The organism is Micromonospora sp. RTBAU3-60, from assembly GCF_054963695.1.
On record NZ_JBUEGB010000011.1, the window covers coordinates 191,320 to 206,854 of the forward strand.

Here is a 15,535-nt window from a genome sequence, read left to right on the forward strand (position 1 = left end):
ACGCCGGCACTCCCGGGTGACCGGCTCTCGTGCTGGTCACCCGCCGAATCGCCGGCTGCGTGCCGCATAGGAGCGCAGGGCGCGAAGGAAGTCGACCTTCCGGAAGCCGGGCCAGTACACGTCGCAGAAGTAGAGCTCGGAGTAGGCGGCCTGCCAGAGCAGGAAGCCCGACATTCGGCGTTCGCCACTCGTGCGGATGACGAGATCCGGGTCGGGCTGGCCGCCGGTGTACAGGTGCGCCGCGATGTCCTCGGCGGTCAGGCGCTGCGCGACGTCGTCGACGGTAGCGCCGGCCTGCGCCTCCTGCTCCAGCAGTGAACGGACCGCGTTGACGATCTCTTCGCGGCCGTCGTAGCCGACGGCCACCGTGAGATGGAAGTTGCCGCCGCGCGCACCGGTCGCCTCCTCGGCCACCTTCAGCGCGTGGCGGGTCGAGTCGGGCAGCACGTCCGGGCGGCCAGCCAGATGAAGCTGCCACGGGTTGCCCGGGCGCAGCAGTGGCTCCGCCACCACCTCCTCGATCATCCGCATCAGGTGCTCCACCTCGTCGGAGGCCCGCTTGCGTACGTTGTCGACGGAGGCGACGAACAGCGTGACGTGCTGGATGCTCAGCTCGGCGCACCAGCTCAGCACCTCGTGCATGTGCTCCGCCCCGTAGCGGTGGCCCAGTCGTGGGTCGTCGAAGCCCATCTGCCTGGCCCATCGCCGGTTCCCGTCCATCGCCATGGCAACGTGCCGAGGCAGTGAGACGTCGGCCAACTGCGCTCGCAGGCGGCGGGCGTACAGCTGATAGGCCATGCGACGAACGGGCTCGATCATGACCAGATAAAACCACGCGAGGGCCCCTGCCGCTGCCTCCAGCCCCGCCAGCCAGGCCGCCACCGCGATGGTCCGGTCCCGCTGACCAGACGGTGGAGGGCCGTCGGCAAGCCTCGACGCGGAACGGGCGGCCCCCCAGGTGCAGGACCGCCCGTTCCGCGTCGATGTCAGTTCTTGGCGGCAGCCTCGGAGGCGGTCGGCTCGACGGGGTGGGCGTCCAGGCCGGAGATCCAGCCGGTGACGTCGCGCGCCACGTCCTGCGCGGTCAGGCCGAGGTCGGCCAGGATCTGTGCCCGCGTGCCGTGCGGGTGCCAGTCGGCCGGCACACCCAGGTCCTTCAGCGGCACCCGGACGTCGGCGTCGCGCATGGCCTGGCCGAGCGCGTCACCGACGCCGCCGACCCGGACACCGTCCTCGACGGTGACCACGAGCCGGTGCGCGGCGGCCAGCTCGACCAGCTCGGCCGGGACCGGGCGGACCCAGCGCGGGTCGACCACGGTGACCCCGTAGCCCTGCTCGGCGACCCGGGCGGCGACCTCCATGCCGAGCTGGCCGAAGGAGCCGACCGCGACGAGCAGCACGTCGGTACGCGCCGACTCGGCCAGCACGTCCACCGCACCGACCCGGCGCACGGCCGGCAGGTCGGCGGCTACCGTGCCGGTCGGGAAGCGGATGACGGTCGGCCCGTCGTCCACGGCGATCGCCTCGCGCAGCTCCTCGCGGAGGCTGCCGGCGTCGCGGGGCGCGGCGATCCGCAGGCCGGGCACCACGCCGAAGACGGACATGTCCCAGATGCCGTAGTGGCTCGGCCCGTCCGGGCCGGTGATGCCCGCCCGGTCCAGCACGAAGGTGACCGGCAGCTTGTGCATCGCCACGTCCAGCAGGACCTGGTCGAAGGCCCGGTTGAGGAAGGTGGCGTAGACGGCCACCACCGGGTGCAGGCCGCCCATGGCGAGGCCGGCCGCCGAGGTGGCGGCGTGCTGCTCGGCGATGCCCACGTCGTACACCCGCTTCGGGTGCTTGCGGGCCAGGGTGGCGATGCCCGTGGGTTCGGCCATCGCGGCGGTGATACCGACCACGTCCGGGCGCTCATCGGCGATCTTGACCAGCTCGTCGGCGAAGACCTGGGTCCACTTCACCGACGGGGCGGCGACGAGCTTGCCAGTCTGGATGTCGAACGCCCCGGGGCCGTGGAAGCAGTCCGCCTCGTCCTCCTCGGCCGGGCGGTAGCCGTAACCCTTGCGGGTGACCGCGTGCACTATCACCGGGCCGCCGAAGTTCTTCGCCGCGCGCAGCGCCGACTCGACCGCGGCGACGTCGTGGCCGTCGACCGGGCCGACGTACTTGATGCCGAGGTCCTCGAACATGGCCTGCGGAGCGACCGCGTCCTTGATGCCCTTCTTGACCGCGTGCAGCACCTCGTACATCGGCCGGCCCACCAGCGGGGTCGAGCCGAGGGCCTCCTTGACGGTGTCGAGCACCTTCTCGTAGCCCGGGTTGAGCCGGAGCGAGGAGAGGTGGTCGGCGAGGCCGCCGATGGTCGGCGCGTACGACCGGCCGTTGTCGTTCACCACGATCACCAGCGGGTTGCCGGCCGCGGCGATGTTGTTCAGCGCCTCCCAGCACATGCCGCCGGTCAGCGCGCCGTCGCCGACCACGGCCACCACGCTGCGCCGCTCGCCGCGCAGCGCGTACGCCTTGGCGAGCCCGTCGGCGTAGGACAGGGCGGTGGAGGCGTGCGAGTTCTCGATCAGGTCGTGCTCGCTCTCCGCCTGGCTGGGGTAGCCGGAGAGGCCACCGCGCTGGCGGAGCTTGTCGAAGCCCTCCTGCCGGCCGGTGATGATCTTGTGCACGTAGGCCTGGTGGCCGGTGTCGAACAGGAGCCGGTCCCGCGGCGAGTCGAAGACCCGGTGCATCGCCAGGGTCAGCTCCACCACACCCAGGTTGGGCCCGATGTGCCCGCCGGTGCGGGAGACCTTGGCGATCAGGAAGTCACGGATCTCGGCGGCGAGGATGTCCAGCTGCTCGGCGGTCATCCGCTTCACGTCCCGCGGACCCTGGACGGTGCCCAGCAGCCGGCCGTTGTTGGCCGTGCCCTCTTCAACACTCATGACCGAAGAGTCTATCGGCCGCCCGGCAGCCCGCAGCCCGGCCGTGGATCACGGCAGCCAGATCGGGGGTACGGGGGCACCGCCAGCCGGCGGAAATCCTGGCTGCCGGCCGTGGCTCACCGCAGGCCCCGGGGCGGCTTCGGCCGGGGCGCGACAGCGGTGAACTCAGGACGGCGGCAGGAGCAGGCCGACCAGCTCGACGTGCTGGGTCATCGGAAACAGGTCGAAGCCGCGCAGCGCGGCCAGCCGCCAGCCCAGCCCGGTGAAGGTGCGCACGTCCCGGGCGAAGGCGGCGGGGTCGCAGGCCACGTACGCCACCGCCCGCGGGCCGGCGGCGACGATGTCCCGCACCACCGGCGCGCCGGCGCCGGAGCGGGGCGGATCGAGGACCACCAGGTCCACCGGGCCGGTGACCCGGCGGCGGGCCAGGGCGGTCTCCACCCGGGCCGCGACCACCTCCACCCCGGGCAGGTCGGCCAGGTTCTCCCGGGCCGCGGCAACGCCCGACGCGGCGGACTCGACCACGGTGACCCGGGCCCCGCCGACCCGGCCGGCGAGGGCCGCGGCGAACAGCCCGGCGCCGCCGTACAGGTCCCAGGCGGTCTCGCCGGGGCGCGGGTCGAGCAGGTCGAGGACCGCCCCGACCAGGGTGTCCGCCGCGGCCGGGTGGACCTGCCAGAAACCGGACGCGGGGAGCCGCCACTCGCGCCCGGCGGCCACCTCGCGGACCACCGCCGGCCCGCTGACCGGAGTGGGCACCCCGTCGGCGTACGCGGTGACGCTGACGTCCCCGCCGGTGGCGGCGACCGTCTCGACGGCGTCGGCGTCCGGCCAGCGGGCCCCGGCGGGGGCGAGCACCGGCAGCTCCTGGATCGCCGGGTGGGCGATCAGGCAGCGGTCGACCGGCACCACCTCGTGCGAGCGGTGTTTGAGCAGCCCGGCCCGGCCGGCGCCGTCGACCGCGTAGCGGACCCGGGAGCGCCAGCCCAGCGACCCGCCGGGCAGCGCCTCGACCCGGACCCCGAGCGCGTCGACCTGCGGATCGGTGAGGCCGCCGAGCCGGGTGAGCTGCTCGCGGACCACCGCGGTCTTCCAGTCGAGCTGGGCGTCGGGGGCGACATGCTGGAGGTCACAGCCACCGCAGCGGCCCGGCTTCGCGTACGGGCAGGGCGGCTCGACCCGGTCCGGGGAGGCCGTCAGCACCTCGACCGCGTCGGCCCGGGCGAAGCCCCGGTGCACCTCGGTCACCTCGGCGACCACCCGCTCCCCGGGCAGCGCGTGCCGGACGAAGACCACCTGGCCGTCGACCCGGGCCACGCAGTGCCCGCCCGGGGCGACCGCGGCCACGGTCAGCTCGACCCGCTCGGCCTCCTCCAGCCCCCGCCGACCCTCGACCGGCGCCGTCACGGGCGCTCCCCGCTCTCCCCGGGCGGGGCGGAGGCCACCGGCGGGACGGTGGGCGGCAGGGTGCTGCGCGGGGCCACCCGGGGCCCACGCGCCGGGCCGCGGCTGAGGTTGGCGTCCAGCCGGTCCAGGTTCTTGCTGGCGGTGGAGGCGAGCTGCCACGGCACGCTGGTGACCATCACCCCCGGCTCGAAGAGCAGCCGCCCCTTGAGCCGCAGCGCGCTCTGGTTGTGCAGCAGGTTCTCCCACCAGCGGCCCACCACGTACTCGGGGATGAAGACGGTGACCACGTCGCGGGGCGACTCCCGGCGGGTGGAAGCGACGAAGTTCAGGATCGGCCGGGTGATCTCCCGGTACGGGGAGTCGATCACGGTCAGCGGCACGGGCAGCTCCCGCCGCTCCCAGTCGGCCTGGAGGTTCCGGGTGTCCTTCTCGTCCACGTTCACGGTCACCGCGGTCAGCGTGTCCGGCCGGGTCGCCCGGGCGTACGCGATGGCCCGCAGCGTGGGCTGGTGCAGCTTGCTGACCAGCACGATGGCGTGGTTGCGGGCGGGCAGCACCGCCCGGGCCTCGGTCGGTTCCAGCTCGGCGGCGACCCGGTCGTAGTGCCGGCGGATGGCCAGCATCACCAGGTAGATCACCGCCATCGCGGCGATCGCGATCCAGGCGCCGAGCAGGAACTTGGTGATCAGCACGATGACCAGGACGGTGCCGGTCAGCGCCATGCCGAAGGCGTTGATCGCCCGGGAGCGCACCATCCGGCGGCGCACCTCCGGATCCCGCTCGGTGCGCAGGTGCCGGTTCCAGTGTCGGATCATGCCGCCCTGGGAGAGCGTGAACGAGACGAACACGCCGACGATGTAGAGCTGGATGAGCCGGGTCACCTCGGCCTGGAAGCCGACGATCAGCACCACCGCGAAGACGGCGAGGAAGACGATGCCGTTGGAGAAGGCCAGCCGGTCGCCCCGGGTGTGCAGCTGGCGGGGCAGGTAGCGGTCCTGGGCCAGGATCGAGCCGAGCACCGGGAAGCCGTTGAAGGCGGTGTTGGCGGCCAGGAACAGGATCAGCGCGGTCATCCCGGCAACCACGTAGAGCAGCACGCCGTTGCCGAAGACCGCCTCGCCGAGCTGGGTGGTGACCGTCTTCTGCACGTACCCGGACGGGCCGGAGACGATCTGGCTCGGGGACTCGACGAACTGCAGGTGGGTCAGCCGGGCCAGCCAGATGATGCCGAACAGCATGCTCACCGCGATGACGCCGAGCAGCAGCAGGGTGGTGGCTGCGTTGCGGCTCTTCGGCGCCTTGAACGCCGGCACCCCGTTGGAGATCGCCTCCACCCCGGTGAGCGCGGCGCTGCCCGAGGAGAAGGTTCGCAGCAGCAGGAAGATCAGGGCGAACCCGGTGACGCTGTGCTCCGCCTGGATCTCCAGGCCGGCGCTGGGCGCGCGCAGTTCGTCGCCGAGGATGAAGATCCGGATCAGGCCGGTGAGCAGCATGCCGCCGATCACGATCACGAAACCGTAGGTCGGGATGGCGAACGCCGTGCCGGACTCGCGCAGGCCGCGCAGGTTCATCGCGGTGAGCAGCGCCACCGCGATGACCGCGATCAACACCTTGTGGGTGGCCACGAACGGGAGCACGGAGCCGAGGTTGGCCACGCCGGAGGAGATCGAGACCGCGACGGTGAGGACGTAGTCGACCAGCAGCGCGCTGGCCACCGCCAGGCCGGCGCGCGGACCGAGGTTGACGGTGGCCACCTCGTAGTCGCCGCCGCCGGAGGGGTAGGCGTGCACGTTCTGCCGGTAGCTCGCCACCACGGTGAGCATCACCACGACGACCGCGAGCGCGATCCACGGCGAGAAGAAGAAGGCCGAGGCGCCCGCGATGGAGAGCGTCAGGAGGATCTCGTCGGGCGCGTACGCGACGCTGGAGAGCGCGTCCGAGGCGAAGACCGGCAGCGCGATGCGCTTCGGCAGCAGGGTGTGCTGGAGGCGGTCGGACCGGAACGGTCGACCGACGAGGAGTCGCTTCAGCAGCGAGGTGGGTCTGGCCACAACCGCCAAGAGTACGACCAGTCCGGAACATCTGGTGGGGGTGGCTGATCACCCCCGCGCGCGCGGGCGGGGTACGGTCGGTCCCCCGCCTGCGGCGGGGACGTGGCAGGCTCGCAGTCGACGGGTCCACCGGGCGGACCGTGGGAGGAGCGGACACCGTGCATGTCGTGATCATGGGCTGCGGCCGGGTCGGGTCGACCCTCGCCCACAGCCTGGAGTCCCGGGGGCACTCGGTGGCGGTGATCGACCAGGACGCGGACGCGTTCCGCCGCCTCGGCCCCGACTTCGCCGGCATCACCGTCACCGGCGCCGGCTTCGACGGCGAGGTGCTGCGCCAGGCCGGCATCGAGCGCGCGGACGCCTTCGCCGCGGTCTCCAGCGGCGACAACTCCAACATCATCTCGGCCCGGCTGGCGCGGGAGACGTTCGGCGTCTCCCGGGTGGCCGCCCGGATCTACGACCAGCGCCGGGCGCAGGTCTACGAGCGGCTGGGCATCCCCACCGTGGCGACCGTCCGGTGGACCGCCGACCGGATGCTGCGGCACCTGGTGCCCGAGGGCAACGTGGAGATCTTCCGCGACCCGACCAGCACCGTGTCGATCATCGAGGCGCCGGTGCACAAGGACTGGATCGGCCGGTCGCTGCGGGAGTTGGAGGAGGCCGCCGGGGCCCGGGTCGCGTACCTGATCCGGTTCGGGATCGGCACGCTGCCCACCGCCTCCACCGTCGTGCAGGAGGGCGACCAGGTCTTCATGCTGGTGACCGACGACATCATCCCGTCGGTCACCTCGGTGGCGGCGGCGCCGCCGGAAGGGGGGCACTGAGCCATGCGCATCGCCATCGCCGGCGCGGGCAACGTGGGCCGCTCCATCGCCCAGGAGCTGATCGACAACGGGCACCAGGTGATGCTGATCGAGCGGCAGCCCAAGATGCTCCGGCCGGACCGGGTGCCGGCCGCCGAGTGGGTGCTCGCCGACGCGTGCGAGCTGGCCAGCCTGGAGGAGGCCAACGTCGCCGGCTGCGAGGTGGTGGTGGCCGCCACCGGCGACGACAAGGTCAACCTGGTGGTGTCGCTGCTGGCCAAGACCGAGTTCGCGGTGCCCCGCGTGGTAGCCCGGGTCAACCGGGCGGAGAACGAGTGGCTGTTCACCGAGCAGTGGGGCGTCGACGTCGCGGTGAGCAAGCCGCGGGTGATGGCCGCCCTGGTGGAGGAGGCGGTCACGGTCGGCGATCTGGTCCGGCTGATGACCTTCCGGCAGGGCGAGGCGAACCTGGTCGAGATCACCCTGCCGCCCAGCGCGCCGTACGTCGGTGAGCCGATCCACGCGGTGCCGATCCCCCGGGACGCGGCCCTGGTGGCGATCCTGCGCGGCAAGCGGGTGCTGGTGCCCAGCCCGGACGACCCGATCGAGGCCGGCGACGAGTTGGTCTTCGTGTGCACGGCCGCGGTGGAGGACGAGGTCCGGGCGGTGATCCTCGGCCCGGACAGCGTCGAGCGCACCCGCGACGGCGCCTGACGGCCGCTCGGTCCCGCCGGCCGGGTTCCGGTACGACCGGCGGGGTCAGGCGCCCGGCAGCGGCGTCCGCGTGGTGTCCCGGGTCACCCGGCGCACCGCCCAGACGGTGATCAGCAGCAGCAGCGCGTACGGCGGGTAGCCCAGGGCGAGCCGGGCCACGCCCAGCGCGGTGTCCTGGTGGGCCAGGTAGAGCCCCGCCTGCACGCCCACCTTGGCCAGCCACACCACGCCCCAGAGCACGGTGAGCTGGGTGAAGGTGCGCACCAGCCGCGGGTCGTCCCGCCACTCCGAGCGGCCCCGGGCGACCAGCACCGACCAGATCCAGCCCACCAGCGGCTGCCGGATTGCGGCCGACAGCAGCAGGGCCAGCCCGTAGCCGATCCCGTAGAGGATGCCGGGGAGGTAGAAGTCCCGCTCGTCGCCGGTCCGCCAGGCGATGGCGGCGCCGATGGCGATGCCGAACAACCCGTTGACCGCGTGCCGGATCGGCCGGCGCTGGGCCAGGCGCAGCCCGGCGATCAGCAGCGCCACCGCCACCGAGGCGATCACCGCGGGGCGCAGCTCGCCCAGCACGTTGGCGATCACGAAGACCACCACGGGGATGCTCGACTCGACCAGGCCCCGCCAGCCGCCGAGCTGGTCGGCCATCTGCTCGGCGATACTGGGCAGCCGCTCGTCGTCCTCCGGCCCGAGTTCCGGCTCGGCGGACCGATGCTGTCCGGTCGTCACTTCGGCGACTCCAGCTCGTAGTACGGGTTGTAGATCACCTTGCGGTCGTCCCGGACGGCCAGCCGGCCGCGGGCGGTGAGGTGCCGGCCCGGCTCGATGCCGGCGATGTGCCGCCGGCCCAGCCAGACCAGGGTGACCACGTCGCTGCCGTCGTAGAGGTCGGCCTCCAGCGTCGGCAGGTTGGTCCGAGGCGTGTAGACCACCGTGCGCAGCCGCCCGTTGATCGACACCACCTGGCCCCGCATGCACTGCTGGGCCGGCATCCCGCCGGACTCCGCGCTCTCCCGGCGCAGCTCCTGCGCCTCGATCTCGGCTTCGCTCGCGGTGAGCCGATGCAGTAGCCGCCGCAGCGACACCCGGCTCTCGTCGGTCGTCATGACCTCCGCGTCACCCTCTCCAGGCTGGCCGGCCGCGCCGGCACTGGCTCGGCCCCGGGATGCGGGAACCGTCCCGCCAGCGTACGCCGATCCGGCCCGGCCGCGGAGCCGGCGTCCGCCGGACAGGGGACGGGCCCGGCACCGTCGACGGGAGCCGACGGGACCGGGCCCGTGGGTACGTCTCAGGCCTCGCGCTGCCCGGGCGCGGTCTGCTGCGCGGCCGCCTGCTGTTCGGCCACCTCGCGGGGCAGCCGCAGCGGCAGCGGCTCGCGGACCGGCTTGGCCTCCTGGCCCCGGTCGACCACCAGGCCCTCCAGGCAGCGAGCGAGCGGGCCGGCGATGGCCGGGTTGCTGGCCGCCTCGCCCTGGTAGACGCCGCGGACCATCCAGCGCGGGCCGTCGATGCCCACGAAGCGCAGGTCGGTCAGCCCGTCCGGGGTGCGGACCCGGGCCTTCAGCTCGGTGCCGTACTCCCCCTGCACCTCCTGGGCGGCGGCGCCGTCGTTGTACAGCGACTGCCGGATCTCCTCGCGCACCTCGTCCCAGATGCCCTCGGACCGGGGCGCCGCGAAGACGCCGAGCTGCAGAGCGTTGTCGCCGTGCACCAGCACGACCTGCTGAATCACGCCCTGCGGGTCGGCCTGGACCCGCACCTCGACGTCCGGCACCGCCGGGATCTGGAGGCTGCCGAGGTCCAGCCGGGGCTCGTCGGGCGCCTCGTCGAGGTCGTACGGACCCCGGGACGGTGCCGAGGTCGACTCCTCGCTCTCCGGGGCGTCGAGCACCTCGTCGGCCCGCTCGTCACGCGCGTGCCGCGCCTCGCCGGCCCGCTTTCGGGAGAAGATCACTGCGCCCGCCCTCCGCTGTTCACACTCACCCTGCCACCTCTTCCGTCTGCCCGCTCGCCGGGATCGGGACCAGCCCGGCGTGCCCGCCGGTGGACCCGTGCCCGCCGGCCCCGCGCCGGGACGCGGGCAGCTCCGCCACCGGCTGGAACTCGGCCCGCGCGACCCGCTGGACGACGAGCTGCGCGATCCGGTCACCCCGGCTGATCTTCGCCGGTGTCTCCCGATCATGATTGATCAGGTTGACCAGGATCTCACCCCGGTAGCCGGCGTCGACCGTACCGGGCGCGTTGAGCACCGTCACGCCGAGCCTGGCCGCCAGCCCCGATCGGGGATGCACCAGCCCGACGTACCCCTCCGGCAGGGCGATGGCCACGCCGGTCGGCACCAGGGCGCGCCCGCCGGGCGGCAGCTCCACGTCCGCGGCGGCCACCAGGTCCGCGCCGGCGTCGCCGGGATGGGCGTACGCCGGCAGCGGCAGCTCCGGGTCGAGCTGCCGTACGGGCACGGGTACGACGTCTGTCACGGTCTTCCTCTTCCGTCCGGTCCTTGCGGGGGTGACCCTGCCATCCTGCCGGTTGGCCGGCCCGTCGTGCGCCGTACCCTCGGACTGTGAGCCTGTCGTCGTCCTCGTCCGCCGCGATCCCGCCGATGGCCGCCGCCCGGGAGTACGCGGAGCGGCTCGGGCTGCCGTGGTGGGCCTGGCCGGTCGGCCTCGCCGTCGCCGGCCTGCTCGCCGCCGAGCTCTGGATGGGCGCCACGGGCGTCCGGTCCTGGCTGCCGTTCGTGCTGCTGATCCCGGCGGCCCTGGCCGCGCTCGGGTGGCTGGGCCGGATCCGGGTCGCGGTCCGCGACGGCGAGCTGCGGGTGGACGACGCCCACCTCCCGGTGCGGTACGTCGCCGACGTGGTGCCGCTGGACGCCGCCGGCCGGCGCGAGGTGCTCGGCGTCGGGTCGGACCCGCTCGCCTTCGTGGTGCAGCGCCCGTGGATCGGCGGGGCGGTGCAGGTGGTGCTGGACGACCCGGCCGACCCGACCCCGTTCTGGGTGATCAGCACGCGGCACCCGGTCGAGCTGGCCGCGGCGATCCTCGCCGCTCGCGACGCCGCCTGAGCCGGCCTCAACCCCATCCCCCCGCCGGCACCGAGCCGGCCTGATCCGCATGCACGGAGAGAGTGGCTACCGGTCGCGGGGTCAGGGCAGCGCGAGACGGGAGCCGGGGAGCTCCCGGCGCTTGCGGCGGAGGTCCTTGCGGAGCTGGTCGGCGAGGTTCCGGGTGGCCCGGCGGTTGAGGTAGCCGGCGACGGCGGCACCGGTCAGGAACGGGCCGAGCGTGGTCAGGTTGCGCCCGAACCGGCGCAGCAGGCTGTCCCGCAGCTCCCGGCGGGCCGCGGTGCCGAGCACCGCGCTCACCCCGACCCCGGGCAACATCGGGTTGATCCCCCGCTGGCTGGCCCAGGACTGGATCAGCGCCACGGCCCGCTGGGTACCGCCGGTGGGCAGCGGCACCCGGTAGACCTCGTGCAGCTCGCCGATCAGCTTCAACTCGATCGCGACCACGGCGACCGTCTCCGCGGCCAGCAGCACCGGGGCGGAGAGCAGCGTCGGGGTGACGGTCCACTCGACCGCGGCGACCCCGCCACCGGCCGCGCCGATCCCGGCGGTGGCCCGGGCGGCGTTGCGGACCAGCCGCTCGGCCAGCTCTTCCTCGGCCAGGCCAGGGAAGTGCCGCCGGAGCGTGGCCAGGTCGCGGACCGGTACGTGCGGGGCGACCTCGGCGACGGTGTCCGCCATCCAGCGGACCGCGGCCCTCGGCTTGAACAGGTCCGCGAGGCCCCGCACGCGGGCCTGGCCGACCAGCCGGGTGAGCAGCTGCCGCCGCCGAGCCGGGGGAAGGTCGTCCGCGGTCAACGCGGCGACCGTCGCCCCGAGCTGCTCCGCCGCACCGCCCTCGGCGGACGACTCGGCCGCCCCCTCGGCCGCGCGGTCGGGCCGCTCGGTCGCCCCCTCGGCAGGCGGCGCGGGCGGCTCGGCCGGCCGGTCGGCCCGTCCCGGGCCGCCGGTCCCGGTGGCGTCCGGCGCTCCGGCCCGCTCGCTGTGCTCGCTCACCCGTCCGCCCTCCCGTGCTCGCGGCGGCGTGGCAAGCCGCCGGTACGAGTCAAGCAGCTTCCCGCCACCGGCGCACGGCGGCTCGAAGAGCGGCGGCCCCGTCGAGGAGGCCGCCGCCGGTGACACGCGTCGGGATCAGGCGCACTCGCGGCAGATCAGCTCGCCGTGACGCTCGACCGCCAGCTGGCTGCGGTGGTGGACCAGGAAGCAGCGGGCGCACCGGAACTCGTCCTGCTGCATCGGTAGCACCTTGACCGTGAGCTCCTCGTCGGCCAGGTCGGCGCCGGGCAGCTCAAAGCTCTCCGCCACCTCGGCCTCATCGACGTCCACGGCGCCCGACTGTGAGTCGACCCGCCGGGCCTTGAGCTCTTCGAGGCTGTCCTCGCCGAGGTCGACCTCGTCGCGACGCGGGGCGTCGTAGTCGGTGGCCATCGGTTTCACTCTCCCATATCGATATGGTCACTTCCGGTTGTAACGCCGGAGGACGCTGTTTCGGTTCCACTGGCCGGCCACCACTTTGTGTCGGTCACCCGACCCGACGACCGGTGGGCCGAGTCCGCCAGAGAGGAACACCCCAGCGAGCGCGGAACCTTACCCCCCCATTGGGCGAGGCATGTATACCGCCCTCGTGGCAGAGATGTACGCCCCTGCGCCCGAAGTTGTTCCCAATGTGACTCAGGCGACACGAAGATAGGGGTAGTACTACCCGTTCCCTGGGTGGCGCGCCGGCATGTCGGACTGTTTCCACGCCACGGCCGGACAACCGTTAACCTCAGCGGCGTACTCGACGGCCGGCGGGTGGCCCGACCGCCGACGGCCGCCGCCACCCAAATTCTGTTCCGGGGAGCGCCCAGATGAGTTTTGCACGAGTGCGGGCACTCGTTGTCGTCGGTCTGCTGGCGGTCGTCGCCCTGGTCTTCGTCGTCGTCGCGATGGTCCGCGACACCCAGGGCAAGGCGGGCACCGCCGCCGGTTGCCCCAAGGGCTGGCCGCTGGCGGACGTCACGCTGCGCGAGCCGAAGGACGTCAAGATCAACGTCTACAACGGGACCGACGAGGTGGGCCGGGCCGGCAGCGTCGCCGACGACTTCCGCAACCGCAAGTTCCAGGTCAAGAAGGTGGGCAACGCCCAGGCCGTCGACGCGGTCGCGGTGCTGCGCTTCGGCCCCAAGGGAGTCGGCTCCGCGCACCTGCTGCGGGCCTACTTCCTCGACAACGCCTTGCAGAAGTTCGACCCGAAGCGCACGGACGACACGGTCGACGTGATCCTCGGCAACTCCTTCCAGCAGCTCGCCACCACCACCGAGGTCAACCAGTCCCTGGGCGACCTCGGCTCGCCGATCGCCCCGCCCGAGACCTGCCCGGCCCCGGTCGACAAGTAGGGCCCCGGCCAGTCCAACGATCGCCCCCACCGGGCGGCGTCCCCACCCCGGGGACGCCGCCCGGTGGCGCGTTCGGCACCCCGACGGGCCGATCCTCTCGAGCACCGGTGGCGGCCGGTGGGCTCAGGGGCCGCCGGAGGCGTCCAGGGCGGCGAGCCGGGTGTGCAGCGGGTCGAAGAGCGCCGGAGGGACGGCGAGCACCAGGTCCGGGCCGGGCGGCCGCCCGGACAGACCGGTCACCAGCAGTCCCGCCTCGCGGGCGACCAGGCCCCCCGCGGCCAGGTCCCAGGCGGCCAGCCCCTTCTCGTAATAGGCGTCGACCCGCCCCTCGGCGGCCAGGCAGAGGTCCAGCGCCGCGGCACCCATCCGGCGGATGTCCCGGACGTGCGGGATCAGCTCGGCTACCACCCGGGCCTGGTGCGCCCGGCGGCCGGCGTCGTAGCCGAACCCGGTGGCCACCAGCGCCTGCCCCAGGTCGGTCTCGGTGGAGCAGCGCAGCCGCTCCCCGTCCCGCCAGGCGCCGCCGCCCGCGGTGGCCGTCCACTCCTCCCCGGTGGCGACGTTGCGCACCACCCCGGCCACCACCTCGCCGGCCACCTCGGCGGCCAGCGAGACCGCGCAGTACGGCAGCCCGTAGAGGTAGTTGACGGTGCCGTCGATCGGGTCGACGATCCAGCGCACCCCGCCGTCGGGGGCCGACCCGGCCTCCGCCCCGCCGTACTCCTCGCCCAGCACCGCGTCGTCCGGGCGGAGCGTACGCAGGGCGTCCAGCACCTGCCGCTCGACGGCGCGGTCGGCGGCGGTGACCACGTCGGTGACGGTGCTCTTGGTCGCCGCGACGGAGACCCCCTCGGCCCGCATCCGGTGCGCGGTGGCCGCGGCGTCCCGGGCCACCGCGACGGCGATCTCCAGCAGTTCCGGCGGGGTGGGCGCCGAGCGGATCATGTTCGTCCCCTTCCCGCACGACCGGGACCGGCCCGGTCGAGCGCGGGTATCATCCTTACAAAGTCCACATCTGCGCCGAATCGGCGGTCCATACCGCCGGTACGCCGTGCGGCGCGGGATGATCGCCGCAGACGGCGTTACAATTCACCCTGCCCACGCGCCACGGACCGCCAGCGACCGGCCGGCCCGGGACACGGGGGTCCCTCAACGACATCGCCCGGCACGGCGTTCCGTGCTGCGCCGGACGACCCGGCCGTGCTCGCTCTTCGCCTCCGGAAGGTCATTCGTGACAGAACCCCGCCAGACCGGCGCCGACGTTCGCTCGCTCACCGACACCCTGATCGCCCACGCGCAGAGCGCCGGCGGCCAGCTCACGTCGGCCCAGCTCGCGCGCACCGTCGAGTCCGCTGAGGTGACCCCGGCCCAGGCCAAGAAGATCCTGCGTGCGCTCTCCGAAGCGGGGGTGACGGTGGTGGTGGATGGCTCTGCCAGCACCCGCCGCCGGGTGGCCGCCGCCCGGTCCGCCACGCCGGCTTCCCGGGCCACCACCGCCAAGACCACCAAGAAGGCCGCCGCGCCCGCCCCGAAGCAGGCGCCGGCCGCCGAGGAGGTCCCGACCCCCGCCCCGCGGAAGGCGACCGCGCGCAAGGCCGCCGGCACCACCGCGGAGGTGGCCGCCAAGGCCGCCGCCCCGGCGAAGGCCACCAAGGCGACCCGGGCCACCAAGGCGACCGTGGCGGCGAAGACCGCCGGGGCGAAGCCGGCGAAGGCCGGGCCGAAGGGCGAGGGCCCCGAGGGCGACATCGACCCGGAGGAGCTGGCCGCCGAGATCGAGGACGTCGTGGTCGACGAGCCGGCCGAGCTGACCCAGGCCGCCGAGGCCGACGCGGCCAGCTCCGCCAGCGACAACGACTTCGAGTGGGACGACGAGGAGTCCGAGGCGCTCAAGCAGGCGCGCCGCGACGCCGAGCTGACCGCCTCCGCCGACTCCGTACGGGCCTACCTGAAGCAGATCGGCAAGGTGCCGCTGCTCAACGCGGAGCAGGAGGTCGAGCTCGCCAAGCGGATCGAGGCCGGCCTCTACGCCGCCGAGCGGCTGCGCGCCGCCGATGAGGGCGAGGACAAGCTCACCCGGGACATGCAGCGGGACCTGCTCTGGATCTCGCGGGACGGTGAGCGGGCCAAGAACCACCTGCTGGAGGCGAACCTCCGGCTGGTCGTCTCGCTGGCCAAGCGCTACACG

Annotated in this window: 16 protein-coding genes; 5 read left to right on the forward strand and 11 right to left on the reverse strand. The window is 73.6% G+C overall.

Annotated features, from left to right (window positions below):
* Window positions 1-36: 36 nt before the first annotated feature.
* The 4 genes from uppS to ACY34I_RS14035 form a co-directional block, all read right to left on the reverse strand.
* On the reverse strand, window positions 37-819 hold the full coding sequence (uppS, locus tag ACY34I_RS14020; protein ID WP_462755481.1) for a polyprenyl diphosphate synthase: 783 nt from the start codon (window positions 817-819) through the stop codon (window positions 37-39).
* A 167-nt stretch (window positions 820-986) separates the two neighbouring features.
* Window positions 987-2,930, reverse strand: a complete 1,944-nt coding sequence (gene dxs, locus ACY34I_RS14025; protein ID WP_462755439.1) for a 1-deoxy-D-xylulose-5-phosphate synthase — start codon at window positions 2,928-2,930, stop codon at window positions 987-989.
* Between the two features lie 165 nt (window positions 2,931-3,095).
* The gene (locus tag ACY34I_RS14030; protein ID WP_462755441.1) at window positions 3,096-4,337 is read right to left on the reverse strand and encodes a class I SAM-dependent RNA methyltransferase; all 1,242 of its coding nucleotides are present in this window, start codon (window positions 4,335-4,337) and stop codon (window positions 3,096-3,098) included.
* The gene (locus tag ACY34I_RS14035) at window positions 4,334-6,388 is read right to left on the reverse strand and encodes an APC family permease (protein WP_462755443.1); all 2,055 of its coding nucleotides are present in this window, start codon (window positions 6,386-6,388) and stop codon (window positions 4,334-4,336) included. Before ACY34I_RS14035 ends, ACY34I_RS14030 begins: the two co-directional genes overlap by 4 nt.
* Before the next feature lie 158 nt (window positions 6,389-6,546).
* Between ACY34I_RS14035 and ACY34I_RS14040 the strand changes: the two genes are divergently transcribed.
* Both ACY34I_RS14040 and ACY34I_RS14045 read left to right on the forward strand, forming a co-directional pair.
* Entirely contained in the window at window positions 6,547-7,212 is a 666-nt protein-coding gene (locus ACY34I_RS14040) for a potassium channel family protein (protein WP_387276564.1), read from the forward strand.
* 3 nt (window positions 7,213-7,215) lie between these two features.
* Window positions 7,216-7,905: a potassium channel family protein gene (locus tag ACY34I_RS14045; RefSeq protein ID WP_148795334.1), complete on the forward strand. Its 690-nt coding sequence runs from the start codon at window positions 7,216-7,218 to the stop codon at window positions 7,903-7,905.
* 45 nt (window positions 7,906-7,950) lie between these two features.
* Here the strand turns inward: ACY34I_RS14045 and ACY34I_RS14050 are convergent, their stop codons facing one another.
* From ACY34I_RS14050 to dut, 4 genes are all read right to left on the reverse strand, one after another.
* Entirely contained in the window at window positions 7,951-8,634 is a 684-nt protein-coding gene (locus tag ACY34I_RS14050; RefSeq protein ID WP_462755446.1) for a DUF3159 domain-containing protein, read from the reverse strand.
* Window positions 8,631-9,011: an OB-fold nucleic acid binding domain-containing protein gene (locus ACY34I_RS14055; RefSeq protein ID WP_148795338.1), complete on the reverse strand. Its 381-nt coding sequence runs from the start codon at window positions 9,009-9,011 to the stop codon at window positions 8,631-8,633. The genes ACY34I_RS14050 and ACY34I_RS14055 overlap by 4 nt, the downstream gene beginning before the upstream one ends.
* 182 nt (window positions 9,012-9,193) lie before the next feature.
* Window positions 9,194-9,859, reverse strand: a complete 666-nt coding sequence (locus tag ACY34I_RS14060) for a DUF3710 domain-containing protein (RefSeq protein ID WP_462755448.1) — start codon at window positions 9,857-9,859, stop codon at window positions 9,194-9,196.
* 25 nt (window positions 9,860-9,884) lie between these two features.
* Window positions 9,885-10,382 (reverse strand): dUTP diphosphatase, encoded by a 498-nt coding sequence (gene dut, locus ACY34I_RS14065; RefSeq protein ID WP_148795342.1) that lies wholly within the window; start codon window positions 10,380-10,382, stop codon window positions 9,885-9,887.
* 125 nt (window positions 10,383-10,507) lie between these two features.
* Between dut and ACY34I_RS14070 the strand changes: the two genes are divergently transcribed.
* Window positions 10,508-10,969, forward strand: coding sequence for a DUF3093 domain-containing protein (locus tag ACY34I_RS14070; protein WP_462755483.1), 462 nt, complete (start codon window positions 10,508-10,510; stop codon window positions 10,967-10,969).
* An 81-nt stretch (window positions 10,970-11,050) separates the two neighbouring features.
* Here ACY34I_RS14070 and ACY34I_RS14075 read toward each other — a convergent pair whose 3' ends face one another.
* Complete coding sequence (locus ACY34I_RS14075; RefSeq protein WP_462755450.1) at window positions 11,051-11,965, reverse strand: hypothetical protein; 915 nt, start codon at window positions 11,963-11,965, stop codon at window positions 11,051-11,053.
* A gap of 135 nt (window positions 11,966-12,100) precedes the next feature.
* Window positions 12,101-12,397, reverse strand: coding sequence for a DUF4193 domain-containing protein (locus ACY34I_RS14080; RefSeq protein WP_148795344.1), 297 nt, complete (start codon window positions 12,395-12,397; stop codon window positions 12,101-12,103).
* Window positions 12,398-12,834: 437 nt separating this feature from the next.
* Between ACY34I_RS14080 and ACY34I_RS14085 the strand changes: the two genes are divergently transcribed.
* Window positions 12,835-13,347 (forward strand): LytR C-terminal domain-containing protein, encoded by a 513-nt coding sequence (locus ACY34I_RS14085; RefSeq protein ID WP_462755485.1) that lies wholly within the window; start codon window positions 12,835-12,837, stop codon window positions 13,345-13,347.
* Window positions 13,348-13,470: 123 nt separating this feature from the next.
* On the opposite strand, the gene ACY34I_RS14090 is transcribed toward ACY34I_RS14085, so the two are convergent.
* Complete coding sequence (locus tag ACY34I_RS14090; protein WP_462755452.1) at window positions 13,471-14,292, reverse strand: inositol monophosphatase family protein; 822 nt, start codon at window positions 14,290-14,292, stop codon at window positions 13,471-13,473.
* A gap of 286 nt (window positions 14,293-14,578) precedes the next feature.
* On the opposite strand from ACY34I_RS14090, the gene ACY34I_RS14095 reads away from it, so the two are divergent.
* Window positions 14,579-15,535 (forward strand): sigma-70 factor domain-containing protein (locus ACY34I_RS14095; RefSeq protein WP_462755454.1); only part of this gene is annotated, 957 nt, incomplete at its 3' end.

Bases quoted from the DNA above. Each gene is read 5' to 3' on its own strand.
- dxs (WP_462755439.1), bottom strand. From the start codon at position 2,930: ATGAGTGTTGAAGAGGGCACGGCCAACAACGGCCGGCTGCTGGGCACC.
- uppS (WP_462755481.1), bottom strand. From the start codon at position 819: ATGATCGAGCCCGTTCGTCGCATGGCCTATCAGCTGTACGCCCGCCGC.
- ACY34I_RS14080 (WP_148795344.1), bottom strand. From the start codon at position 12,397: ATGGCCACCGACTACGACGCCCCGCGTCGCGACGAGGTCGACCTCGGC.
- ACY34I_RS14090 (WP_462755452.1), bottom strand. From the start codon at position 14,292: ATGATCCGCTCGGCGCCCACCCCGCCGGAACTGCTGGAGATCGCCGTC.
- ACY34I_RS14070 (WP_462755483.1), top strand. From the start codon at position 10,508: ATGGCCGCCGCCCGGGAGTACGCGGAGCGGCTCGGGCTGCCGTGGTGG.
- ACY34I_RS14055 (WP_148795338.1), bottom strand. From the start codon at position 9,011: ATGACGACCGACGAGAGCCGGGTGTCGCTGCGGCGGCTACTGCATCGG.
- ACY34I_RS14045 (WP_148795334.1), top strand. From the start codon at position 7,216: ATGCGCATCGCCATCGCCGGCGCGGGCAACGTGGGCCGCTCCATCGCC.